The sequence below is a fragment of the Marmoricola sp. RAF53 genome (genome assembly GCF_052114005.1).
In the GTDB taxonomy this organism is placed as follows: domain Bacteria; phylum Actinomycetota; class Actinomycetes; order Propionibacteriales; family Nocardioidaceae; genus Marmoricola.
The window spans coordinates 20,104-44,941 of sequence record NZ_JBFRDX010000019.1; the positions used below are offsets into that span (position 1 = coordinate 20,104).

At 75.8% G+C, this 24,838-nt stretch carries 11 protein-coding genes; 2 read left to right on the top strand and 9 right to left on the bottom strand.

Going from position 1 to position 24,838, the window contains the following annotated elements; translation table 11 throughout:
• Nucleotides 1-4 precede the first annotated feature (4 nt).
• Complete coding sequence (locus AB4Y76_RS15945) at nt 5-1,516, top strand: hypothetical protein (RefSeq protein ID WP_441927004.1); 1,512 nt, start codon at nt 5-7, stop codon at nt 1,514-1,516.
• Nucleotides 1,513-1,806, top strand: a complete 294-nt coding sequence (locus AB4Y76_RS15950) for a hypothetical protein (protein ID WP_441927006.1) — start codon at nt 1,513-1,515, stop codon at nt 1,804-1,806. The genes AB4Y76_RS15945 and AB4Y76_RS15950 overlap by 4 nt, the downstream gene beginning before the upstream one ends.
• Here the strand turns inward: AB4Y76_RS15950 and AB4Y76_RS15955 are convergent.
• From AB4Y76_RS15955 to AB4Y76_RS15995, 9 genes are all read right to left on the bottom strand, one after another.
• On the bottom strand, nt 1,778-5,590 hold the full coding sequence (locus tag AB4Y76_RS15955) for a hypothetical protein (RefSeq protein ID WP_441927008.1): 3,813 nt from the start codon (nt 5,588-5,590) through the stop codon (nt 1,778-1,780). The two genes, AB4Y76_RS15950 and AB4Y76_RS15955, sit on opposite strands and share 29 nt — an antisense overlap.
• A complete protein-coding gene (locus tag AB4Y76_RS15960; RefSeq protein ID WP_441927010.1) occupies nt 5,587-9,444 on the bottom strand; it encodes a hypothetical protein in 3,858 nt (1,285 codons plus the stop codon). The genes AB4Y76_RS15955 and AB4Y76_RS15960 overlap by 4 nt, the downstream gene beginning before the upstream one ends.
• A complete protein-coding gene (locus AB4Y76_RS15965; protein ID WP_441927012.1) occupies nt 9,441-10,418 on the bottom strand; it encodes a hypothetical protein in 978 nt (325 codons plus the stop codon). Before AB4Y76_RS15965 ends, AB4Y76_RS15960 begins: the two co-directional genes overlap by 4 nt.
• A complete protein-coding gene (locus tag AB4Y76_RS15970; protein ID WP_441927014.1) occupies nt 10,415-12,523 on the bottom strand; it encodes a hypothetical protein in 2,109 nt (702 codons plus the stop codon). Before AB4Y76_RS15970 ends, AB4Y76_RS15965 begins: the two co-directional genes overlap by 4 nt.
• Complete coding sequence (locus tag AB4Y76_RS15975; protein WP_441927016.1) at nt 12,504-22,469, bottom strand: DUF6603 domain-containing protein; 9,966 nt, start codon at nt 22,467-22,469, stop codon at nt 12,504-12,506. The genes AB4Y76_RS15970 and AB4Y76_RS15975 overlap by 20 nt, the downstream gene beginning before the upstream one ends.
• A gap of 4 nt (nt 22,470-22,473) precedes the next feature.
• The gene (locus tag AB4Y76_RS15980; RefSeq protein ID WP_441927017.1) at nt 22,474-23,040 is read right to left on the bottom strand and encodes a hypothetical protein; all 567 of its coding nucleotides are present in this window, start codon (nt 23,038-23,040) and stop codon (nt 22,474-22,476) included.
• 2 nt (nt 23,041-23,042) lie between these two features.
• Nucleotides 23,043-23,168, bottom strand: a complete 126-nt coding sequence (locus AB4Y76_RS15985) for a hypothetical protein (RefSeq protein ID WP_441927019.1) — start codon at nt 23,166-23,168, stop codon at nt 23,043-23,045.
• Between the two features lie 87 nt (nt 23,169-23,255).
• The gene (locus AB4Y76_RS15990) at nt 23,256-23,483 is read right to left on the bottom strand and encodes a hypothetical protein (protein ID WP_441927020.1); all 228 of its coding nucleotides are present in this window, start codon (nt 23,481-23,483) and stop codon (nt 23,256-23,258) included.
• A 1-nt stretch (nt 23,484) separates the two neighbouring features.
• The gene (locus AB4Y76_RS15995; RefSeq protein WP_441927022.1) at nt 23,485-24,837 is read right to left on the bottom strand and encodes a dipeptidase; all 1,353 of its coding nucleotides are present in this window, start codon (nt 24,835-24,837) and stop codon (nt 23,485-23,487) included.
• Between the last annotated feature and the right edge of the window lies 1 nt (nt 24,838).

Consider the following 24,838-nt stretch of genomic DNA (forward strand, 5'->3'; position numbering starts at 1 on the left):
ATCCATGGTCGGCTGCGACAAGCTGGTGGTGACCCATCTCGGTGCCCTGCGCCGCAAGTACGGGACCGCCGGTGCCGCCCGGGTCAGGACGGCGCTCGACGCGCTGGACGCCGCCGACCGCGACCGGGGACTGACCTCGCGGCTGCTGCTGCTCGACAACGCCAGCAGCGCCAAGGCGCTGAAGGTCGCGAAGGTCGCCGACGGGGACTGGGCCGCCACCGTGCGCACCGTCGACCGGGCGGCCGCGAAGTACCTGCCGTCGTACATCCTGCTGGTCGGGGCGACCGACGTCGTCCCGCAGGCCCGGTTGCGGAACCCGCTCCGCGGGATCGACGGCGACGACGACCCGTACCTGCCCAGCGACCTCCCGTACGCGTGCGACATCCCCGACACCTGGGCCGGCACCAGCGCGACCCTGCTCGACCCGTCGGGACTGCTGTCGGTGACCCGCGTCGTCGGGCGCCTCCCCGACCTCGTCGGCGCGACCGACCCGGAGTTCCTGCTCCGGCTGCTCGACACCGCGACGACGTACCAGCAGCGCGCGAGCAGCACCTACCAGCAGGTCTTCTCGCTCACCGCGGCCGCGTGGAAGGGCTCGACCACGCTGAGCGTCGACCTGCTCCCGGGGCCGGCGCCGGTGACCAACCTGAGCCCGCCGCGGACCACCGGGTGGACCCGGGCGGAGCTGAAGGCGCGGACCCACTTCGTCAACTGCCACGGCGGCGACACGACCCCGGACTGGTTCGGACAGCTGGACTCGAACGCGCCGGTCGACACGGTGGCGCTCTCCCCCGAGGACGTCGACGGGCGGATCACGGCGGGCACCGTCGTCGCGGCCGAGTGCTGCTACGGCGCGATGCACCAGGACCCGGCCGACCTGGGCGGCCGGCTCCCGATGATGTGGGCCTACCTCGGCAGCGCCGCGTACGCCGGCGTCGGCTCGTCGACCACCGCCTACGGGCCGGCCGACGGGAACGGCCAGGCCGACCTGGTCTGCCGGTTCGTGCTGGAGGGCGTGATCGCCGGGGCCTCGACCGGGCGGGCGCTGCTCGACGCCCGTCAGCGCTACCTCCGCGAGCTCGGGGCGCTCGGCCCGGAGGACCTGAAGACCCTGGGCCAGTTCGACCTGCTCGGCGATCCCAGTCTGCAGCCGGTGCGCGTCCCCGGCCGGCCCAAGCAGGTGGTGCCGAAGGGCGGCGGGCCGGTCGCCGCCCTGACCCAGCGGCGCGCCGTGCTCCGCGCCGCCGGCCGCGCCCTCGGGGCGACGGTGCCGCGGTCCTCCTCCTCCCCCGCGCGCCGCAGCGAGGTGAGCGCCGAGGAGCTCGCCGTCGAAGCCGGCCTGCGCGCCGGTGCGGCCACCGGGACGGCCCTGACCTTCACCGAGGGTCGCCGGGCCCCACGGGCCGGGTACCGCTTCCACGTCGCGCCGGTCCGCGCCGCCGGCCGCGACGGCCTGGTGATCGCCCGCGAGGCCGACGGGCAGCGGCAGGTCAGCACGATCTGGCGCAAGGGATGACCCAGCCGGCCGACGAGCTCGTCGGGACGGTGGCGGTCGAGGTCACCGCCGAGGGGTCGAAGTCCGAGATGACCAGCGCGGTGCTCTACCGCGACGCGGACCCCGACGGCTCCCCCGTCGTGCTGCGCCGGCGCGAGGCGACCGCGCTGAGCGTCGAGCCCGAGCTCGCCCGGTACGACGGCCGCCGGGTCCGGGTCCGCGGCGTCCAGGGCTGGAGCACCTTCGTCGTCGACAGCGTCGAGGACCTCGACCCGGCCGCGCTCACGGACCCGGGACCGGACGCGGGGTGACCTGCACGATCCGGGCGGCGGCGTACGGCCAGCCCCGGACCAGGTCGGCGACGGTCGGCAGGGCCGGCAGGGCCGGGAACCCGACCGGCACCTGGGCGAGCTTGTCGAGGTCGCTCCAGGCGACCGCCAGGAGGAGCACGAAGTGCGACGGGTCCACGGCCGACAGGTTGACGTCGAACGAGACCGCCCGCGGGATGCGCGCGTCCAGCGCCACCCCGAGCGACCGCACCGCCGCGCCGGCCGCCGGCCCTGCCACCTGCCAGGCCCCGGGCGCGGCCTGCACGAGCCCGGTCGTCGCGCACTGCGCCAGGAACGGGGTCACGTCGGCGATCCCGAGGCCCTGCAGCGTCGGCATCGCCGGGGCCGAGCGCCACAGCAGCACGGCGTGGCTCTGCGCCGGGGTCAGCGGCCGGGTGTCCCGGTGGTGGAGCAGCACCTCGACGGTGTTGCGCTCCTGGTGCACCTGCCAGACGCCGCCGACCGACGAGACCGGCTGCACGCACTCCACCAGGTCGACCTCGGTGGCGCCGACGTCCATCGCCGCGCCGCTCTGCCACGGCGGCCGGTAGACGGCCAGCGGGTCGGCTGCGTTGTTCGACGGCGCCCCGGTCGCGGGGCTGATCCGGGTGCCGACGACCGCGTCCCACAGCGGCTTGTCGATGATCGGCTGGGGCGACATCCCGAGCTCGACCCGGCGGCGCAGCACCAGCTGCTGGAACGAGGGCGACCAGACCCCGGTCGCGAGCACGCTCGGGAACAGCCAGCGGAACGCGGTCTGGAACGTCCACAGCTGGTAGGTCGGCGGGTTCGCGGCGGTCATCGCCAGGGTGCCGGCGCCGAGCTGCCACTGCGGCTGGATCTGCGCGGCGGTCTCGGGCCGGACGGTGATGTCCGGGCTCTCGAAGGCGGTGAAGGAGGCCCCCGGGGGCGGGCGTCGTACGTCGGCCATCGGGGTCGGGAACCGGCGCCGGTCGTCCTGCGGGTGCACCCGCAGGTAGGTGCGCACCGGCTCGTCGGCGACGGCGAGGTCGACCTCCCAGACCCCGCGGGCCTGGATCGACGCGCGCAGCAGCCGCGGCGCCGGGTTGGCCGCGTCGTAGTGGATCGAGAGGTCCTGGACCGCCGCCTGCGGCAGCCCGTTGACGAACGGGGTCGGCGCCCAGGCGACGTTCGCGGTGCCGGGCGTGCGGACGCCGTGCCAGACGCCGGTCACGGTGCCGACGTAGACCTGCTTCGCGTCGGCCGGGTCCACCACCACCGCGTACGCCGGGTCGAGCGGTCCGACCACCACGGGCGGGCCGGCCTGGTTGAGCACCGTGCGCAGGCTGGTCCGGTTCAGCACCCCAGGAGCCGCCCCGGCCTGGGTGAAGAGGAAGCAGGTGTCGACCGCCGCGTTGTTCGGATCCCCGCTGGTGGTCAGGTAGAAGTCGGTGCCGCCGGCCGGGAAGACGTCGGTCAGCACCGTCGTCGYCGCCCCGGGCGCCGTCGCCAGGATCTGCGCCCCGGTGAGGACCACGGCGCCCTGCCAGGTCCCCGGGGCCGTCTCGGTCCAGGTCATCACGCCGCGCTGGAACATCGCCAGCAGCGTCGTCGGATTCATCCAGCGCAGCGTGGTCACCCGGCCCAGGGGCCCGAACTTCGCGTTCGCGGCCATGGCGGGCAGGCCGAGCGCGCCGGCCGGCACCCCGAACCGGCGCAGGTTCCCGGGGTCGGTGCCGTTCGGTCGCGCGTCCACCGGCGCCCCGCTGGGGAAGCGCAGCACCCGCCACGTGTTCGGGTTCGCGGTGCCGAGGTCGTCGGTGATCCAGATCCGGTTGGTGCCGATCGCCAGCCGGGTGGTGCCGCCGGCCGTGGTGGTCACCGCCGCGCCGGAGTAGAAGGACGTGACGTCCTGGCTGAACTCCCGGTCGTCGTCGTTGGAGCCCCCGCCGGCGAACCGGGCGGTCGGGCTGACGAACGCCGTCGGCGGGCTCGCCGACCACGACGAGGTGATGTACTGCCCGACGATCCGGTGCGGCTGGACCGGGTCGAAGACGATGCCGCCGCCGTCGCCCTCGAAGACCTCCTCCCAGACGGTCTCGCCGGCCCGCACCTGGCTGCCGTTGTCCTGCAGCCCGGCCGCGACGAAGTGGCTCGAGGTCGGGTGGTTCGCGCTGAACCCGGCCTCCAGGGTGCCGAGCCCGGTCGAGCGCGGCGCGAAGGTGTGCGTGCGCCCGGCCTGGGTGGAGACGTAGACGCCGCCGTCGCAGCCGACCCAGAGCTGGCGGGTCTGCGGGGTGTCGCCGACCAGGCGGACCACGTGCACGTCGGCGTGCACGCCCTGCCCGATGAACGACGCGACCGGGGCGCCGTCACCGGCGCCGGCACCGGCTCCCGGGTTGCCGCGCCGGGAGACCCCGGGCGCCGGCGCGAGGGTGTCGTCGGCCTGGACGTCGTAGCACCACAGGCTGGCGTCGAAGGTGTTCGGCACCGCCTCGAAGAAGGAGCCGGCCAGGTAGACCCGGTGGACGGCGGGGTTGGCGCCGACGGCGACGACGTCCACGTCGATCGCCTGGTCGTAGTCGCGCTGCCCCGGCCACAGCCGCGACTGGACCCCGCGGACCCGGACCGCGGCGGTGGGGGCCGCGCCACCCGCTGGGGTGATGTCCGGGACGCGGAAGAGCGCGGTGTCGTCGTCGACGGCGGCCGGCGCCCCGGCGGCCTTCCGGAGCCCGGTGAGCACGTAGACGGTGTTCGTGCCGGGCGCGCGCGCCATCGAGCTGACCCCCTGGACGGTCTGTCCGCCGACCGGCCAGTTCAGCCCGGTCACCCAGCCGAAGGTGGTCCCGCCGTCGTCGCTCCAGGCGAGCCCGCGACGGTTGATCGTGACCAGGATCCGGCCGTTGGCCCCGCCGGTCGCCCAGAGCACGTCGGTGACCGCCGGCGTCACCCCGGCCGGCTGGGCGGGCGGCGCGGGGTGGGTGAAGCTCGGCGCCACCGCCATCAGGGTGTCGATGCCGGGCAGCTTGGTCCAGGAGAAGGAGGCGGGCGGTCCGGCGACCCGGGTGCCCAGGTAGAGCCCCGCGCTGGTGGCCGCGAGCACCTGGTCGGTCGTCGCGCCGGTCGTCGAGGCGGGCGTCGACGCCGGGTTCCGGGCCAGCTTGAACACCCCGAGCCCGCGCAGCACGGCGAGGCCGGACTCGACCTCCCAGGGGTTGTCCCCGATCGGCTTGCCCGCCGGGCCGGTCCCGACGAGGACGCCGAGGCCGCCCCAGCTGCCGGTGAACGCACTCGCGCCGGGCACGGTCTCGCCGGTCCCGACCATCACGAAGTCGTGGTCGACGTCGGCGCCGAAGTCGACCAGCAGGCTGCCGCAGGACTGCGCGTTGTTCGGGCCGCCCGCCCCGACGGCACGCTCGGCCCAGCCGCCGACCGGCGCCCAGGTCGAACCGCCGTCCGCCGTGTACCAGACCCCGCCGCGGGCGCTCGCGGCGTACGCGCGCCTGCCCTCGTGGTGGATCGCGAGGTCCCGGATCCGGCCGGTGACCCGGGGCCGTCCCGAGCCCTGGCCCTGCCGGACCACGGACGGCCCGATCGGCACCCAGCGGCTGGCGTCCCCGGTCGGGAAGCCCTTGGGCTGGACGCCTCGGCCCTTCTTCTTCGGCCGTGGTTCGGCGAGCTTCGCGGAGACCGCGTCGTCCAGCGCCCGCTGGTCGTACTCCCCCATCCGGTCGACCACGAAGCGCTGCCGCGCCATCGCCCGGTCCCGCTTGGCGGCCTTGGCCGCGGTACGCGCGTCGCTCATCCGGCACCGTCCTCGCCCGGGGTCACCCGGATCCAGCCCTCCTGCACCTCGTGCGGCTGCACCGGCAGGTAGGCCGTCTGCGTGGCCGCGAGGATCGCGTCGTCCTTCCAGGCGAGCTCGCCGGTACGCCGCGTGAAGGTCTGCTTGTCGCCGAGGAGGTTGACCAGCGGCAGCCGGATCTCGGCCGGGTCGACCAGCAGCGGACCGACCCGCACCGACGGCATCAGCCGCTTCATCCCGGCCGCGAACCAGCTGTCGGCCAGCCCGATCTCCTTGCGCGGCAGCACGCCGGAGGTCAGGTGCACCTTGCCCATCGGCAGCATCAGCAGCGTCAGCACGGTGGTCTGGCGGGGCCGCAGCCGGAGCACCCCGTCGGTGACCAGGTACGGGTGCCGCAGCGTCGTGGTGTCCGGCGCGGTCGTGGAGCCGAGGATCCCGAGCTGGCCGACGGTGCGGCCGGTGAGCTTGGCGTGGCCCGCCAGCACCTTGTCCACCAGGTGCAGGTGCTCGTAGTCGTCGTCCACGAAGTAGCCGAGGACGGCGTCGTCGCTGCGGGTGAGCGTGCCGATCCGCACCTCCACCAGCTCGTCGCCGAGCGCGTCGAACCGGGCCTTCCGCTCCTCGGTCCCGCCGGCCGCCGTGACGGTCACCTCGGCGAGGTCGTCGGGGAGGTCGAGACGCAGCGTCGCCCGGACCACCGCGATCGGCCGGCCGACCAGCGCCGCGACGGTGCCGGCCCCGAGGGTCGCGAAGGTGTCGACGGTCCACAGCGTCGTGTCGACGGCCCGGAGCAGGGTGACCAGCGCACCGTCGTCGGGTCGCTGGTCCGGCGGCAGCGCCCGGGCGGCCGCGTCGGCCCGGACGAGGCCGGCGGCCACTTCGGCGACCAGCCGGTCCTGGGCCTCGATGCCGGTCAGCGGGCCGGCGTCGGCGGCGACCGCGCGGCCGGGCGCCGGCTCCCAGGTCACGGCCGCCGAGATGGCGTCGTGCCCGATCTCGCCCAGGGGCGTGCCGCCGACGGTGAACGCCTCCAGCGACTCGTCCACGTGGTCGGGCAGCAGGAAGCCCGCCACCGGGTTCGGCGCCGTTCCCGGCTCGAGCTGGTCGACGTAGGCCTCGCGCAGGGTGTCGAGCGGCCTCCCGGGCGGCTGGGAGGCATCCACCAGCCGGAGCAGCCAACGGGCGTTGCCCTGGAACCGCGGCCGGAGCCGGATCGTGCGGGCCTCCCCCGCGACCTCGAGCTCCACCGTGCTGACGGCCGCGTCGAGCACGGCGTCGGTCGGCGTGAGCGTCCGCCCGAAGGCGTCGACAACGCGCAGCGCGTCGATCCGCAGCGTCCCGCCGAAGAGCACGGTCGGGGTCCCCGACGCCGTCGGCCGGCCCTGGGCGTCGCGGACCACCTGGCCGACGAAGTCGATGCCGAGCAGCTGCTCGCGGATGCCGTCCAACGACGCGGACACCAGGTCGAGCGGCCGGTCCAGGTTGGCGAGCTCGCCGATCACCTCGCCGGTGCCGAACGGATCGGTCCCGTTGGTGACCGCCCGCCGGTGCTCGGACTCCAGCCAGGTCGCGACCGCGGCACGCAGCGTCTCGCCGGCCCCCTGGCCCAGCGGGCTGCGGCCGTGCAGCGTGGTGCTGACCGGGTGCCCTTCGGCGGGACCGGGGCCGGGCTCGACGTCGTACTGGTCCAGGTGCCAGCCGCGCAGCGAGTCGCGCCCGGTCAGCGTCACCTCCCACTCCAGCCAGAGCGGCACCCACGGCTGCCGCCAGGTGGTCAGCGCGACCGGGCTCGGCGGGGTGCCGTGCAGGGCGGACCGGGTGGCCAGCTCGGCGGTGATCCGCAGGTGCTCGGGCCGGTCCTCGAAAAGCTGCCGGCCCCAGGCGCCCGACCCCGCGGCCTTCGGGACGGCGAAGTCGAGCCGGGTGCTGCCGTCGTACCGGCCGTCGACGCCGTAGAGCCGGACGAGCTCGCCGGCGATCCGCGTCCGGTACGGCTGCAGCAGGTCGTCCTGGGGCGCCCCGGCGGCCGCCAGCCAGTCGTCGGCGTACGGGTTGAGCAGGATCGCCTCCCGGACCACGGTGAGCACCTCGGCCGGGATCGCGCCGGACCCCAGGGTCGGCAGCACGACGGCCCCGTCGACCAGCCCGTCCCAGCGCGGCACCGCCGAGCGCGGGTACCGGCAGAGCAGCATCCCGCTGGAGTCGAACAGGCCGTCGCCGTGGTGCCGGTGGCTCGGCCGGGCACCCCGTACGGCGACCAGCGGCGGCTGCGGCCGGAAGTACCGGGGGGCGGGCCGGTCGACCGAGCGCGACTCCGCGGCCGGGGCCGCCGGGGCGGGACGCTCGGTCTCCTCGGTGCGCCGCCGGGCGCCGGAGCCGCGCTTCGCGGTGTAGGCCTTCAGGTCGAACGTCTGCTTCCAGGCGAGCGTCCGGATCTCCTCGGCCGCCGCCTCCGGACCCGCCGCGCTCGCCGCTCCCCGGCCCTTGCGCCCCACCGTGGTCGGTCCGCTGGCGAGCGCGTCGTCGACCCGGAGCCGGTCGGCGCGGGCGTCGGGCAGCGGCGTGCCGGGGAAGGACCAGAAGCCGTTCTCGTGCTCGCGCTGGGCGATCTCGTCGAGGCCGTCGGTGGCGCCGAGCCGGCTGACCGCACCCATGCTGAAGGCGGCCATCGCGTCCTCGGCGAGCGCGCGGGCGTCCGGGCCGAGGCCGAGCCCGGCGGCACCGAAGGCCGCGACCACGTCGTCCACGTCGGTGCCGAGCGCGACGCTGAGGGCATCGGGAGCGGGCCGGTCGTCGGCGTCCGGGAGCGCACTCCCGACCGGGACGCCGAGCACGCTGCCGTGCAGCAGCGTGTGGTAGCGCGGCAACCGGTCGCCGAGGAGCACCGCCCCGGCCCGCTCGACCGGGTACCGCGCCTCCACCGCGACCCCGCGCAGCCGGCCGCCGGCCTTGGTGCCGTCGGCGTTGACGACCTGCGGCGCGGGCTCCTCGACCGGGCGCTTGAGGCCCAGCGCGGCCGCCCGCAGCTCGCTCTTCTTGTCCGGCTCGGCGACGTCGTCGTCGTTGACGTCGTGGTTCACGTGCCAGCCGAGCGCCCGCAGCGCCGCGTCCAGACCGGCGGGTGCCCGGGCTCCGTCCAGCGGGTCCGCGGCCGGGTCGGTCCACCAGCCCGCGACGGTGTAGACGGCCTGGTCCCCGGCGAAGCCMGCCGGCGCGGACGCGGCACGGACCTGGTCGAGGTCGGTCAGCGGGTCGTGGAAGCCGAACCGGTTCGCGCAGGCGGCGTACGACGCCGTCCAGTGCAGTCCGTTCGAGGTGGCGGTCAGCGGGACGATCGCGTCGGCGGGGAGCGTCTCCGCAGGCCCGCCGTACGCCGGCAGGTCGGCGACCACCCCGGTCCGGGCGTCGATCACCCAGCCGGTGGCGACGGCCTGCTGGGCGCCGACCGGCTGCAGGGTGCGGACCACGACCCAGGCGTCCGGGAGCAGCGGGGAGGCGGGCCCACCTCTCGGGCCACCTCTCGGGCCGCCGGTGGCCGGGTCGTGCCGGGCGGTGCTGAGCGCGTCCGGCATCGCCCAGTGCAGGTGCACCCCGGGGGCCTTCGCGGCCCCGTCGGCGAACGGGGCCGGGTCCTCCAGGCCGCCGAGCAGGTCCACGGTGGGCTCGTTGACGTCGGCGTGCGCCACGAACGCCTGGACGTCGACCGGCACCAGGATCCGGGTACGCCGCGGCAGCCGCGGGTCCCAGGTGCCCAGCGTGGCCAGGTCGACGTCGATCCGCCCGAGGAAGTTCAGCCGCGGCGAGGCGACCGCCCGCTCCGCCAGGTCGGCCCCGATCGCGAACACCGGCTTCACGGCTGCTCCCGGGTGAAGGTCCTGGTCAGCGCGGAGTACTTCACCGTCGCCTTGAACACCGACGAGACCGAGAATTCCTCGGCGTCGCCCCACACCTGTCGCCACGGCAGCTGGACGAGCTGGAGCGCGTACTCGGCGCTGTCCAGCCCGTCGGCGGCGCCGCTGCCGACGCGGGGCTTGAGCGCCTTCTCGAGCTGCTTGACGTCGACCACCCCGCTGGCCCCGGACCGGAAGGGCACGTCGACCGGCTGGCCGCTGAGGTAGCTGAAGTCGGCGGTGCTGCGCGGCCGCATCTGCGCGGTGAGCGTGCTCCCGCTCCGGGTCGCGGTGAAGCCGAACTGGACGCCCTGGCGCGGCTCCTCGATGTGCACCACCTCGGGGATGCCGTCGAAGAGGCAGAGCAGCACGGCCGGGGCGAGCCGCTCCAGGCGGAGCAGCCGCAACCGGCGGGGGTCGTCCTCGTCGTACTTGGCGTCGTCGGCCTCGTCGGGGTCGACCTTGAACGCGCGCACGTGCAGCGCCGGCCAGCCGGAGACCGCCTTCGACCGGAGCAGGAACCCGCTGACCGGGCCGCCGTCCTCGTCGGCCGAGAGCCGGTCGGCGCCGGCGGCGCGGCGCACCTGCCGCTCCTCCCGGTCGAGCTCACTGCGGACCGCGGGGTACTGGGCCGCCAGGTGGGTGCGGTCGTCGCTGTTCACGGTGCCCACCGACAGTGCTCCCATGACCAGCGCGTCGGTCCAGCGCCGGTCCAGGTAGAACCAGCGGATCGACTCCTCCGGCAGCAGCGCCGAGTCCGCCACCAGGTAGGAGAACGGCACCGCCTCGAGCAGCCGCAGCGAGACCAGCCAGCGGCGCAGCTCGGCCGGCATCGCGCCCGCGTCGTCGGCRCCGCCGATCTCCGGGACCACGTCCGGCGGGTTCGCCAGCGCGTCGCTCATCACCTGGAGCTGGACGACCATGTCCCGCTTGATCATCGCTCGTCCTCCTCGTCGGGCTCCACCGGACGCGCGTGCATCAGCAGGTCGAGCGGGTCGGCGCCGTGCGGCAGGGTGCCGAGGTCGACGTCCAGGTCGAGCCGGCGGCGCAGCTCGCCGACGGCCGGCCGGGCCGCGGAGCGCAGTGCCTCCTGCAGGTCGCCCGGCAGCCGCACGTCGCCGAGGTCGAGCGTGCCGTCGCGCAGCTGCGGGGCGAGCGCCTGCACCGCGGCGCGCGAGAACCGGGTGGTGAGGTGGGCGGCCAGCACGTCACGCTGCTCGGCGAAGGTCAGCTCGGGAACTCTTGCTCTCCGCGTCTTCGCGCCCTCCAGGCCGGCGAGCACCCCGTCCGGGGTCCCGTCGAGCAGCGCGGGGTCGAGGCCGAGCCCGCGGGCCAGGACCTGGTTCGCCGCCCGGTCCTCGAGCACCGGCCGGCCGGCCCGCACCAGCGGCGACGGGTCGCCGAGCACGTCGGCGGGCTTCTCGACCAGCCGGTCCGCGACCAGGCCGCCGATCCGGGAGCCGATCGCCCGGTCGACCTCCAGCTCGATGCCGGCGAGCAGGCCGGTCAGCTGAGCGGTGAGCCGGGCGCCGGCGTACCCGCCGAGCAGGCTCGCCGTCTGGTATCCCTGCTGCCGCCACCGGACCAGCGCCGCCACCACCGACGGCCGGGAGAGCGCGAGCAGCCGGCCGATCTCGAACGCGGAGGCGAGCGAGATGTCCTCACGGCCGTCCGGGACGACGGTGCGGACCTGGTCGGCCGCGTGCGCGAGGTCCAACCGCCCGCCCGGCGGGTCCTCGGTGGGGTGCGGGACGAACGGGCCGCGGTACCAGGAGCGCACCTCGTCTCCCCCGCGCAGCCGGTGGGCGAGGCCGGCGTGGCCGGTCTCGACGATCTCCAGCGGCGGCCGGCCCGGCTTCGCGGGACCCTTCGGCTCGGTGCCGAGGAGCCCCGACTGCAGGCTCTCCATGATGCTGCGGAAGGTCTCGTCCCCGGTCGAGGTGAAGCTCCAGTGCAGCAGCACCGGGAACCGCAGCTCCGGGTCGATCGCGATGAAGTCGCCGCCGATGAAGCCGCTGGTCGTGGCCAGGCCGAACGGCGCCGCCATCCTCGTGTAGATGTTGGCGACCTCGTGCTGGTCGCTCACGCTGGCCCACCCGGCCGCCCCGGCGTACGGCGCGGCCACCTCGGCGTCGACGACCGTGCGGCCGACGCCGGTGCGGGTGCTGCCGGCGGCCTTCGCGTCCTTCGGCAGCCCCTTCGGCAGCCCCTGGGGCAGCGCCGTCGCCCCGAGCCTCGGCCCGGTCGCCAGGTTCATCCTCGCGTGGTCGACGTCGGCCAGGGAGTAGGCCCGGGTCTCCAGCAGCTCCGGGACCAGGGTCAGGTCGACGTGCGGCGGCGCCTTCGCCAGCAGCCGGTCCCACTGGCCGCAGAGGTTGACCAGGCAGGCCAGGTACTTGACCGGCGCCTCCTTGCCGTCGGCGTCGCGGGCCGGCAGCGGCAGCCGGTTGCTGATCACCACCGCCAGGAACCCGTCGTCGTCGCCCATCATCAGCTCGGTGTCGTTGATGTCGACCTCGCGCGCGTGCGCCAGCAGCCGGACCTCCTCCCGGGTCGGGAAGATCCGGTGCACGGCGGACTGCCGCACCGCCAGGGTGTTGCCCTGCTCCACGTCCGCCGGGGTGTCCAGCCGGACGCCCGGGGTGACGCAGTCGGCCACCTTCTGGTTGAGCCGCAGCTCGGCCTCCCCCTCGGCGATCAGCACCAGCGCCAACCACGGTTCGTCCGGGTGGGCCTCGTCGACGGTCCGCTCCCAGGGCAGCGTCCGGCGGCGCAGCACCACCTGCGGCAGCCGGGACCCGAACGAGCCCTCGCGCCCGGCCGGCGGGAAGGTCGAGAGCACCTGGTCGGTCGGCAGCACGTACTGCGGCGAGCGCACCCGGACGTGCGTGACCAGCTCCTCGACCGGGAGCTTGTCGCTGCCGAGCGGGCCGTGGCTGTCGCTCGCGCCGAGGTTCTGCCGCGTGGTGAAGCGGTACGACCCCGCCTTCAGCGGCGGTTCGATGCGCGAGTAGAGCCGGAACTTACCGGGGTCGACGCCCACGGGCCCCTCCCTTTCTCGCCGCACGCTTCGACTTCGGCTTCGCCGCGGTCCAGGCCGGGCTGCACCCGGGGCCGGCGACGGCGCCCAGCCGGGCGGTCGCGCCGACCAGGCCGTCGCGCACGATCACCTGCGCCAGCGCGTCGGCGGTGCGGTCCGACCCGAGTACGCCGGTCAGCCGCCAGCCGCCGCCGGTGGCCACGCTGACCGCGACGGCACCGGCCTCGGGATCGGGGACCACGTCGTACAGGGCGACGACCTGGGAGCCGTTCATCACCAGGTGCGGCTCGACGGCCTCGCCGTCCGGACCGGTGGCGCGGGTGGCGCCGATCAGCTCCAGGCCCATGTCCTCGACGCGGTCCGGGGCGTCGGACTCGACCACGACGCCGACGGTGCGGACGGCGGTGGTGAACCGGGTGAGCACCCGGGCCGCGTCGGCCACCAGGTCCCCGGCGCTGGCCCAGCCCGCCGCGGTCACGGTGAGACCGGTGTCCACGACGACCGTGCAGCCGGCCGCGGTGGCCGCCAGCCCGCTCAGCGCCGCGATCTTGGACCGGCTGTGCCAGCCCGCGCAGCCGTCCACCGCGTCGACGACGCCGTCGGGCTGGACCGCGACCAGCGCAGAACCGGCAGGAACCTCCACGGCTCCGGCGCGGACCCCGTCGAGCAGGACCGCGCCGTCCCCGCGCAGCACGGTCACCCGGGCACTGCCGCCGAGGTCGAGCACCGGACGGGACGCTGCCACGTCGGTCGCGTGGTCCGGCAGGTTCAGCACCACCACGTCCCCGGAGGCCAGCGCCGCCGGGGCGTCCGCGGCGCGCTTCACCAGGGCCGAGGTCCGCAGCGCCTTGGCGCCCTTCGGGGCGGTCCCGCCCAGCCCGGTGATGCCCGCGACCCGCGACCGCGCGGCCGGGTGCCCGACGGGGTAGCTGGCCTCGGCCACCGGGGCCGCGGTGAACGGCAGCGCCGCCGGCGCGAACGTCCGCCCGGTCCGCACCCCCGGCGCGGGGGCCATCTCGAGCGTGACCGGCAGCGACCGGCCGAGCCGGGTGTGCACCGACGCCGTGGTCGGTGCCGGCCGCCGCTTCTCCGGCACGCCCCGCCCGCGGCCGGACACCGTGGTGCCGGCCTTGCGGAACGCGACGCCGCTGCCGGCGGTGAAGTAGCCGAGGACCCGGGGGTCCTGGGTGGCCGGGGCGGGCGCGGGCCGCGGCGGCGCGACCGGGTCCGAGGTGACGGTGTCCGGGTTCTCGACGGCCAGGCCGTCGGTCAGCGAGCCGAAGAGCGGCGGTGCCGCCACCTGCCCCCGGTACGCCGCCCCGGCGGTGCGGGAGCGGAGCCCGGTCGGCTGCAGCCCGGCGGCAGTGCGCGTCCGGACGGTGTCGAAGAGCAGCCGCACCGCCGCGTCCAGGGCCTCCCCCGGGTTCCCGGGCGTCGGCAGGGTCACCCCGGCCGCGGTCCCGGAGAGCGCGACCCGCTGGGATCCCTCGGCCTGCAGCGGCAGGTCCCGGCGGCCGGCCTCGACCTTGTAGTAGTCGATCTGCGGCCCGACGCTCATCTTCGACGCCTCCGCCACCAGGGTCACCTGGTTCCCGGCGAACAGGACGTCCCCGGCCGGCAGCCGCGTCGGCGCCTGCTCCGGCGGCACCAGGTCCGGCGGGCCCCAGACGCCGATCGGGAACGCACCGGTGCCGACCGTGTGGCCGAGCTGGCGCAGGTCCTCGGCGTCGTCGACCCAGGTCGCGGTGTCCTGCTTCCAGCGCTCCAGCCGGATCTCCTGGACCGAGCTGAGCGCGGAGGACTTCATCGGGTTCAGCCCGAGCGCGGCGCCGGCCCCGTCGGAGCGGAGCACCCGGACGGTCACGTCCGCGGCCAGCCCGACGTCGTACGCCGTGGTCGGCACCGTGCTCACCAGGGTCAGCTCGAACTCCGCGAACACCTCGAACGGGTGCTCCGCGCTGCCGTCGGACGGCGGCGCCGAGCGGGCGCCCCCGGTGGCCGCGGGCAGCGAGCCGCGGCCGGTGACCGCGGAGAGCGCGCGGGCGGTCCCGCCGCCGGCGTCCTCCAGGTACTTGGCGACGAACTCCGACCAGGCCAGCACCCGGCCCTCGCGGCGCGCGTTCGAGCCGAACGGCACCGTCACCGAGCACGGCCCGACCTGGACGGTGGCCTCGCCGGAGAAGTCCGGCCCCCACACGTGCACGGCGCAACCGGTGGTGATCGAGATGCTGATCTCGCCGAAGAGCCAGGTGTCGATCGTGACCCCGGCCGAGATGGTCGCGTAGACCTGCACGTCGTACCAGAACGGGTCGAAGTAGATCAGCCCGTCGGCGCCGAACCGGGCGCGCGCCCAGGCCCAGCCGAAGTCGGCGACGGCCTCGACCCCGACGCCGGCCATCAGCGCCTCGGAGGTCAGCGCGAAGTAGGAGCCGCCCTTGATGACGATGTCGTCGCTGACCTGCCAGACCAGCCCGACCCGGGGCACGTCCGGGTAGCCGTCGACGTGGAAGTCCGGGTGGTAGCCGCCGACGGTCAGCACGAACTGACCCGACAGCGGCCCCTTCCACCAGGTGGCGAAGGCGAACCCGCCGGTCAGCCGGACGTCGCGGTAGAGCAGCCAGGAGTTGTCGGTCAGCGCCGCCCGGATCAGGAAGACCCCCTCGCGCTCGGAGAAGCGCGCGAGCAGCCCGAGCTCGATCGAGACCAGCGGGGCCGCCGGGTTCGGCAGCGCCATCCGGGCCAGGCCGAGCAGGTTGATCTCCAGGCCGTTGCCGAACGCGACCGCGACGACCGCGATGCCGTCCACCAGCGAGAAGCAGGTGAAGCTGATCCCGGCGGCGAACCAGAAGCTGCCGCGCTCGGGGCCGAAGAAGTCGTTGAGCCGGCGCAGCTCGGTCATCGGGTCCGGGACGGACGCGTACGGGTCCAGCGCCATGATGAACGGGTACGTCGGGAACTGGCGCGGGTCCTCCGGCACGACCAGCCGCCGGTTGATGCCGAGCCCGCCGCCCAGGCCGGTGACGAAGAACGCCGGCGGCCCGCCGATCGGGCCGTTCACCGCGCCGAACACGAAGAACGACGGGTCGCCGTGGACGTTCGCGTAGCCGCCGAAGACGGTGAGGCCGTAGATCCCGAAGCGGCCGAGCAGCATCCCGACGTAGGAGACGACCTGGTCGTCGCCGGTCCCGTCGACCGTCTTCAGCAGCCCGCCCGCCAGGACGATCCCGGAGAGGTCGGCCGAGACGGCCAGCCCCATCAGGTCGACCTCCCACTGGTGGATGTCGAGCAGGTCGCCGCCGCGCCAGGTGATCGTGAGCTGGTCGACGGCGGCGGTCAGGCCGAAGATCTCCACGCGCCCGTCGAAGAGCAGCGCGATCCGGCTGACCCGGCCGCCGGACTCGGCGGAGTCGAACCCGACGCGCTCGACGTACAGCGGGCCGAGCTGGCGCTGCACGACGACCCACCACGGGCCGGGCGGCCGGCCGGCCCGGATGCTGACCCGGAAGTCCGGGTTGCCGGGGTGCCGCTGGACGGCGAGCGCCGGGTCGAACGTCGGCCGCTGGGACGGGCTGGAGGCGCCGGCGTCGTTCATGATCCCGTTGGCGACGGTGTTGGAGCCGCCGGCGCCGCCCGGTGCGACGGCCAGCCCGGTGAGCTCGACCTGGGCCCCGCCGCCGACCCCGGCGACCGTCGCCTCGGCGTACACGCGGACCGCGATGCCGTCCAGCGCCACCGGGCCGGCCGACAGCAGCGGGCCCGAGGACTTGGTGAACCGCACCCCGAGGCCGGCCACGCTGATCCCCGGCCGCAGGTCGAAGGCGTACGTCGCTCCCGTCCGGACGCCGTGGACGGCGTACACGGTGATGCCGGGCGTCACGGACGGCTCGAGCCAGCTGGCGTCGACCTCCAGCTCGACCTTCACGTCGCCGTCGGCCAGCGTGTAGCGGGTGCTCGGCGTCTTCAGCGACAGCGAGACGCCGAGCGACCGGTCGTCGCCGGTCCCGGGCGTGCAGGCGAGCGCGATGGTGACCTTGTCGTCGATCGTCAGCTTCAGCGGCTCGGGGTCGGTGGCGACGTTCCAGAGCAGCCGCTCGAGGCGGTGCAGCAGCTGCTCGGGGCGCAGCAGGTCGGCGCCGATGGCAGGGTCGAGGTCGGGCGTCGTGGCGGTCTCGGTGAACGCGACGCCGCGCAGCATCCGCACCACCCGGGCGTCCAGCAGCGTGGTCGGCAGCGCCTGGGCGAGCAGCCCGCCGGCCAGCGCGACGCCGACGGAGAGCAGCCGCACCGGGGCGTCCGGCTCGCTGACCCGGCTGACCGCCCCCTGTCCGTCCCGGTCGACGGCGGCGAGGACCGGCGGGGACGCGTCCAGGCCCCAGCGGAGCTCGACCGCCTCGGTGGCCGCGTCGTCGAGGGCCAGGCCGAGGCTGAGCAGCCGGTCGGTCGGGACGGCGCTGCCGGCGCGGACGCTGAGCATCGGGCGCAGCGCCAGCGGTCCGGCGTGCACCGGGACCGGTCCGATCCGGGCGCCGATCGCGACCCCGGACGCGGACAGCCGGAGCGAGTCGAGCCGCACGGTGCCGACCCCGGGGACCGGCCACTGCGCGGCCAGGTCCACGGCCGGCACCGGTCCGGCGGTGTCGAGGGTGAGGGCCAGCGTCGGCCCGGGGGCGGTCCCGAGTCCGAAGGTGGTGGCGCCCGCGGTCCGGCTGACCGCGATCCGGTTGCCGGAGCCGTTGACCGCGCGGGCCAGGACCGTCGCGGCCTCGCCGAGGAGGGCCGGCAGGTGGGCGAGCAGCGCAGCCGACGGGTCGCCGGCGAAGAGCGCGATCCGGGCGGTCGTGAACTGGCCGGTCTCGCGGAGCGCGAGAGCGTCCCCGAGCTCGGCGACGAGGGCGCCGACGTCCTTGGCCAGCCCGGCGGGACCGGTCGCGAGCCCGGCGAGCCGGTTGAGCAGGTCGGGGACGAGGGAGAGCGCGGCCGTCTCGAAGGCCTGCCCGAGACCGGGCCCGTCGGGGTAGATCGGCAGCGGCGCCAGCGGCACGGGCCGCAGCATGCTGACCCGCAGGCCGGGCTCCAGGCCCGGGTTCAGGCCCGGGTTCAGGCCCAGCTCCAGGCCGAGCCCGTCGACCCGGACCGCGACGTCGACGACCGGCGCCGGCAGCACCCCGGGTCGGAGCAGCGCTCCGGCGGCCAACGAGGTCTCGATCCGGACGCCGTCCAGGGTCTCGTCGAGGGTCACGTGCAGGCTGCAGCGCAGGGCGTCGCCGTCGAGGGCGTAGCGGAGCTCGACGCCGTCGGCGATCGGCCAGGTCCCGTCGCCCGGCGGGGCCTCCGCGGGCAGGTGCGCCAGGGCGTCGAGGACGTCCCGGCCGGCAGCCGCCAGCTGGTCGCCGGCCGACCTCGCCACCCCCAGCACGTACGCCGCCGGGTCCTGCACGAACGCCAGCGGGAGGACCACGACGGCCCCGCCCTCGGCGTACTGCCGGAGCAGCCCGCAGGCCGACAGCCCGGTCTCGAGCGCGGCCCGGCCGGTCTCGCTCGCGCTGCTGAGCAGGCCGCTGAGCACGCCCTGCAGCGCGAGCGCCGGGACGGCGGTCCCGATCAGATCGATCAACGGGGCCGGTTCGAGCACCGGCCAGATCCCCGCGGTCCGCGGGGTGCCGCCGGCCGCCGACCACGCGGCCGCGACCGTCAGGACGGGACCGGGGCCGGGGCCGGCCGTCGCGGTCAGCCGGGCGCCGCCGAGGTGCTCGTCGAGCGTGCCGAGCGCCAGCGTCGCGTGCGGGTGGGCGCCGGCGGCGACGTCGACCCGGACCGGGAGGAGTCCCTCGACGTCGGTGACCAGGCTGCCGGTGAGCGCGCCGGTGGCGAGGTCGAGACCGAGGCTCGCCGGGCCGACCTCCCAGGAGATCGCCGCGGCCGTGCCGGTCGCCCCCGGGACCAGCCCCCGCAGCGCGGAGGCGATCTCCGCGGGAGCCGCGGCGACGAGGCCGCGCAGCGTGGCGGCCGGGTCGTGGAGCAGCCGGTCGAGCGCGTCGACGTCCAGCCCTCCGGCCGCCGCGACCAGGCCGAAGCCCCCGAGCAGGGTGTCCAGGTGCGGGGAGGCCGCCCGCAGCCGCCGGACGACGTCGCCGAGCAGGACCCGGACCTCGGGGACCGCGACCGTGGCGGTGACGCCGTCGGCACCGGCCCGGACCGGCCAGCGCTCACGGTCGATCCCGAGACCGCGTGCCTCGTGCAGGACGAGCTCGCCGGTCCCGGCGGTGCCGTCGAACGGGATCTCCACCCGGGCCGACATCCAGCGCAGGTCGCCGCTGGTGCCGGTCGACCCCGGACCGCCGACGAGCCACCCGTCGTGGACGCCCAGGTGGAGCTCGACGACCAGGCCGCGGGCCAGGCTCGCCTCGATGCCGTCGCCGGCGCGGGCGATCCGGCAGGTCTCGAACGCGGCGCCGACGCCGACCAGCAGGCCGCCGAGGTCGAGGTCGAGCACCGGGACGTCGACGGCGACGTGGAGCGCGGTCACCTCCCCCGGGTCACCGGTGGCCTCGACGAGGGCCTCGCCGCGCGCTTCGAGCGCGTCCGCGACGAAGGCGCCGAGCCCGCGGAGCAGGCTGTCGTCGTCCAGGCTGCCGAACACGGCGTGCACCGCGAGCCCGACCCGCCGGGTCTCGGTGTCGGCCCGGGGCAGCTGGTTCTCCGCGCGCAGCACGGCCTGGCAGTCCCGGACCAGCAGCCGGGTGCGCTGCAGCGGCGTGCACTGCCCGCCGAGCAACGGGTCCGGCCAGGCCGGGACGTCGGCGCGCTGGAGCCGGCCGAGCAGCTGGAGCGCGTCTCCGCCGAGGCCGGCCGTGAGCGCGAGGTACGACGTGTCGGCCCACGGGGTACCGACGGTGACCACGTCGGTCACGTGGTCGAGGCCGGCCGCGGCCCGGATCGCGGCGGCGCCGGCGTCGCCGTACCCGACCAGGACCAGGTCCCCGGCCCGCCCGGCCAGCAGCGCGACCAGGCGAGCGGCCTGCTCGCCCACTCCGCCGCGGTCCGGCCGGGCCAGCGCCGCCTGCGCGGGCGTCGGGAGCCGGACGAAGTACGGGCCCGCGCCGGCCGGGAGCTGCGGCACCGGTCCGCTCCCGCTCAGGTCGTACGCCGACCCGGCCGGCCGGTCGGCGAGCACCTCGGCGCCGGTGCCGACGTGGACCACCGGGGCGGCCGTCGCCAGGATCCGCGGGACGAGCGCGCCGGTGCGCCCGAGGGCGGCGAGCTCGGCGCCGCCGACGCCGACGATCTCGAGGGCGTCGACGTCGCTCGGCAGCGCCGGTCTCCCCACCAGGCCGTCGGTGCCCCGCCACCGGTCGACGAGCGCCTGCAGGCCGGAGCCGAGGGAGTCGCGCCCGACCATCAGGTCGGCGACGTCGGGCAGCCGCTGGGCGCCGAACCGGAGCACCTCGGCGATGGTCCCGGGCGCGGGCGGCGTCGATCCGAGGACCGAGCCGGTGGCGACGAACGGTCCGCCGGGCCTGACCGCGCAGCCGGGGTCGAGCCAGACCCGCAGGCCGGGGGCGCGGGGCTCTCCGGCGACCGGGCAGCGGAACGGGTCCCGCACGTTGCCGGTGCCGAGGGCGGCCGAGAGCGAGAACCCGCTGAGCAGCTGGGCCACCGGACCGAGCGCGGCCCGGACCCGGTCGCAGTCGAGGAGCAGGTCGGCGAGCCAGGCCTCGAGCGCGGCCGCGGCGTCGCCGTCGAGGAGGGCGGCCAGGGACAGGTGCGGGCCGGTCCCGGTCCAGCCGAGGAGGCGGACCGCGGCGTCCACCTCGGGCATGCCGATCTGGGCGATGAGCGTGGCCAGCGCGGTCTCGACGGCGTCCCAGTCCGGGCTCGGCAGCACCAGCCGCCCGTCGGGGCCGAGGGCCGGGAGCGGGATGCCGACGGCGACGTCGTCGACCAGGAGCGCCAGGTCGTCCGAGGACAGCTGGAGGCCGAGCCCGGTTCCCCGGGACCAGCGGGCCTCGATCTCCAGGTCCGTGCCGACGACGTGGAAGGCACCGGCGTCGAGCGCGACGGGATGCTCGTCGGCCCGGGCGAGGCGGGCGGCGAGGGCGGCTCCGGTCGCGAACGTGACCCCCGGTCCGGCGAAGTCGATCCGGGCCAGGCCGATGCCGAGGGTGGTCGTCAGCAGCAGGTCGGTGAGGACGGTGCGCTCGACCGCGGCGGCCAGCCGGAGGTCCAGCACCTGGCCGGTCCGGGTGGCGTCGATGCGGACCCCGTCGGCGAGCTCGACCTGCCACGGGTCGGTCGCGGTCCCGGTGCCGGGCGCGAGGCCGGCGGCGGTTCCCCGGACCAGCGCGGAGGCGCGACCGAGCAGGTCCTGCATCGCGCCGCCGTCGAGCAGGACGGCGTGCCAGTGGTCGCGGATCGTGCCGACCGGGTCGGCGACCAGGTGCGGTACCGAGATCGCGGCGACCGCACCGGTCGCGGTCACGCCGAGGAGCCGCGCGACCAGGTCGCCGGCGTCGCCGAGCGCACCCAGCGCGCCGGTGAGTGCGCCGGTCACCAGGTCCGCCCCGGCGGCGAGCGCGGCGTCCGGGGTGGAGAGGTCGACCAGCGCCCGCTCGGCACCGGAGACGACGACGGTACGGGCGGTCAGCACGAAGGTCGGCCGGTGCGCCCCGTCGAGGCCGATCCCGACGTGCAGGCTCTCCACGCCGAGCTGGGGCGGCGAGCTGACCAGGGCGTTCCCCCCGGCGTCGACCCCGAAGACGGCCTCGACCCGCACGGCCGGGACGGCGGTGCACGCACCGGTCCCGATGTCGGCGCGGAGCAGGTCGACGGCCGCCCGCGCCTGCACCCCGGCGCGGGCGGACAGGGCGACCTCGGCCCACGGGACCAGGATCGTGTGCCCGCCGTCGCCCTGCTCGACGCGGAGCGCGAAGGCCGCCTCGACGCGCCCGACGCCGGCGACGTCGGTGATCGGGATCAGCACCTTGTCCCCGGTGGGGTCGAGCCGGCCGCCGAGGAGCAGCGCGAGCTGGCCGAGCCACGCACCCCGGGCGGCGGGGTCGCGGACGACGGTCTCGGCCCACTCGACGAGCACCGCCATCCCGCGGGTGGGGACGTCGGCGAGGTGCAGCGCCGGCAGGTCGGTGACGTCCCGCAGGCCGAGCAGCCCGGCCAGGGCCGCGAACGGGCGCAGCGCCGGCTGGGTGAGTTGCGACCCGAGCGCGTCGGCCTGCGCCCGGACCAGCCCGGCGGCGAGGTCGAGGATCCGGGGCCCGATCTCGTCGGGGTGGGCCACGTCGAGGGTGAAGGTCTGCGGAGCGGTGGCTCCGGGCAGCTGCAGGTCCCGGAGGGTGATCTCGAAGCCCACGTCGCCGGCGTACGACGGGATCTCGACGGCCAGCGCCACCCCGCCGAGCGACGCGGCCTCGGCCGCCGGAGCGGTGTCGCGCAGGGTGGCGTCGACGGCGATCTCGATCTCGCCGCCCGGACGGCCGAGCGCGAGCCAGGTCGGGTCGAAGCCGTCCGGGACCAGCGGGCCGGTGTCTCGCTCGGGGAACCGGAAGAGCGGCACGTGCACCCGGGTGGAGACGGTGGGCGCGGCGCCCTGGGTGGTGTGCTCGACGCCGAAGCCGAGCCGGACCTCGCCGTCGGCGACCCCGAGGACGGCGTACACGGTGACGGTCGGGTCGGCGTTCTGGAACAACGGCACCCAGGTGGCTCCCGACCGGGTGCGGGCCTCGGGCGGGCCGAGCACCTGGTCCACGAAGTGCGTCAGCGCCGCCCGCTGGTCGGGGTCCTCGAGGAGGTGCTTGAGGCCGTGCGGTGCCGGGCCGGCGCCGCCGGTGACCGGGTCGGAGAACCAGGACGCGTTCGGCTGGCCGTCCGGCGTGAGCAGCCCGAGCGCGATGCCCAGGTCCCCGAACGAGCCCAGGGAACCTTGGTCGATGCTCATCGCGTCACCGGGTCCTGACCATCGGCAGGACCAGGAAGGATCCGCGTGCCGAGGCGATGGCACCGGGCACCAGCGGTCGCCCGGACCCGTCCTTGCCGGCTGCCGCGGCCACGTGCACGGCCAGCGTGAGCAGGCACTCCCAGGCGAACGCGATCAGGGCCTCGGACCAGACGTCGACCACCGCGGCCGGGCCGGTCGGCTGCTCGAAGGTGGACAGGAAGAGACCGCGGGTCTCCTTCTCGGTGCCGGTCGCGAACGGCACCGAGACGGTCGCCTCGCCGCGCACCTGGTCGCAGCCGACCGCGACGTCGACGCCGACGAGGCCGAGGTTGCAGGTGATCCGGGTCCGGTCGGTGCGGACCAGCAGCTCGTTCGCGCCCGAGGTCCAGAGCACCTCGGGGGTGGTCCGCAGCGGCAGGTCGGCGACCAACCGGGCGACCTCGGGCAGCATCGCGTTGACGGCCCGGGCCGGGACCGTGGTCCAGCGCTTCGCCGTCCCGGTGCTCAACCGCACCGCGCGCGGGAGCCACTCTGCCCCACCGACGTCGAGTCCGAGCAGCGCGGTAGCCACGATCAGGCCCGGGGGCGCCGTACCAGTCGGGCCAGCAGGTTGAAGAAGGGTTCGCGCACCCGGAGCCAGATCTCCACCAGCACCAGCACGAGCACGATCAGCACCAACGGCTGTTCCTCGAAGAGCACCCGAACCTCCTCAGCCGAGCATCGTCCTGCTGGAGCCGTGCACTGCCTTTTCGGACTATAGGACCGGGCGGCTCCCGGCACCAGACGTCACTCCTGGGTGAATCCCTGGGTGAACTCCGCGTTGTGCTCCGGGCACTCCGGGTTCGGGCAGTAGTCGACGGCGACCATCTCCCCGGGGTTGAACTCGGCGCGGTTCTCGTTGCTCTTGTCCAGGTCCACCACCGCCGAGGCGAGCCTGGTCCCGCAGGTCGGGCAGTGCGTCGGCCAGGCCGGAACCTCCTCGCCCGGGTCCTTCACAGCGTCGTCCTCGGTCATGTCAGCCTCCCTCTCCGAGCCGCTTCAGGAACATCGCCTCCGCCACCGAGAGCCGCTCGATCTCGCCGGGGTCCACGCTCTCGTTCGGCGCGTGGATCAGGCAGCGCGGCTCCTCGACGCCGAGCAGCAGCAGCTCGGCGTCCGGGTAGGTGTCGGCGAAGACGTTGCACAGCGGGATCGACCCGCCCTGCCCGAGGAACACCGGGTCCGCCCCGAAGCCCTCCTTCATCGCCGCCGACATCGCCGCGTACGCCGGCCCGTCGGTGCGCGCGCGGAACGGCTCGCCGAGCGCCTCGGTCTCGATCCTCACCCCGACACCCCACGGGGCGGCGGCGGTGAGCTGGGCCCGGAGCGCGCGCTCGGCGTCGGCCGGCTCGGTGCCGGGCGGGATCCGCAGGTTCAGCCGGGCGCTGGCCCGCGGCACGATCGCGGCGGCCGACCCGACCACCGGCGGGCAGTCGATCCCGAGGATGGTCACGGCCGGGCGGGCCCACAGGCTGTCCGAGACCGTGCCCGAGCCGATCAGGTCGGCCCCGTCGACGACGCCGGCGTCCTGCCGGAACGCGTCGGGCGGGTACGGCTCGCCCTCCCAGGTGCGGGCGCCGTCCAGGCCCGCGATCGTGGTGTCGCCGGCCGCGTCGCGCAGCGTCGCCAGCATCGCGACCAGCGCCGCCAGCGCGTCCGGTGCCGGTCCGCCGAACATGCCCGAGTGCACCTCGTTGCGGAGCGCCTCGACGTGCACGACCAGGTTCACCATGCCGCGCAGGCTGACCGTGACCGCGGGGCGCCCGACCGCGGCGTTCCCGGTGTCGCAGACCAGGATCACGTCCGCGCGGAGGAGGTCGGCGTTCTTCGGGACGAAGTCCTCCAGGCCGCCGGTCCCCTGCTCCTCGCTGCCCTCGACGACCAGCTTGAGGTTCACCGGCACGTCGCCGCCCAGCGCCCGGAGCGCGGTCAGGTGCATGAGGATGTTCCCCTTGCAGTCCGCCGCACCGCGGCCGTGCCAGCGCCCGTCGACCTCGGTCAGCTCGAAGGGCGGGGTCGTCCAGGCGTCGTCGTCGAGCGGGGGCTGCACGTCGTAGTGGGCGTAGAGCAGCACCGTCGGGGCGTCCGGGTTCCCGCACGGGCGCGACCCGACGACGGCGTCGCTGCCGTCCGCGGTCCGCTCCAGGCGGGCGTCGGTGAACCCCTCGGCGACGAACGCGTCCAGCACCCACCGGGCGGCCCGGGCGCACTCCTCCGGCGGGTACTGCCGCGGGTCCGCGACCGAGGGGATCGCCACCAGGGCGGTGAGCTCCTCGCGCACCCGCGGCATCAGCCCGGCGACCGCGGCCCTGACCTCGTCGAGCTCCATC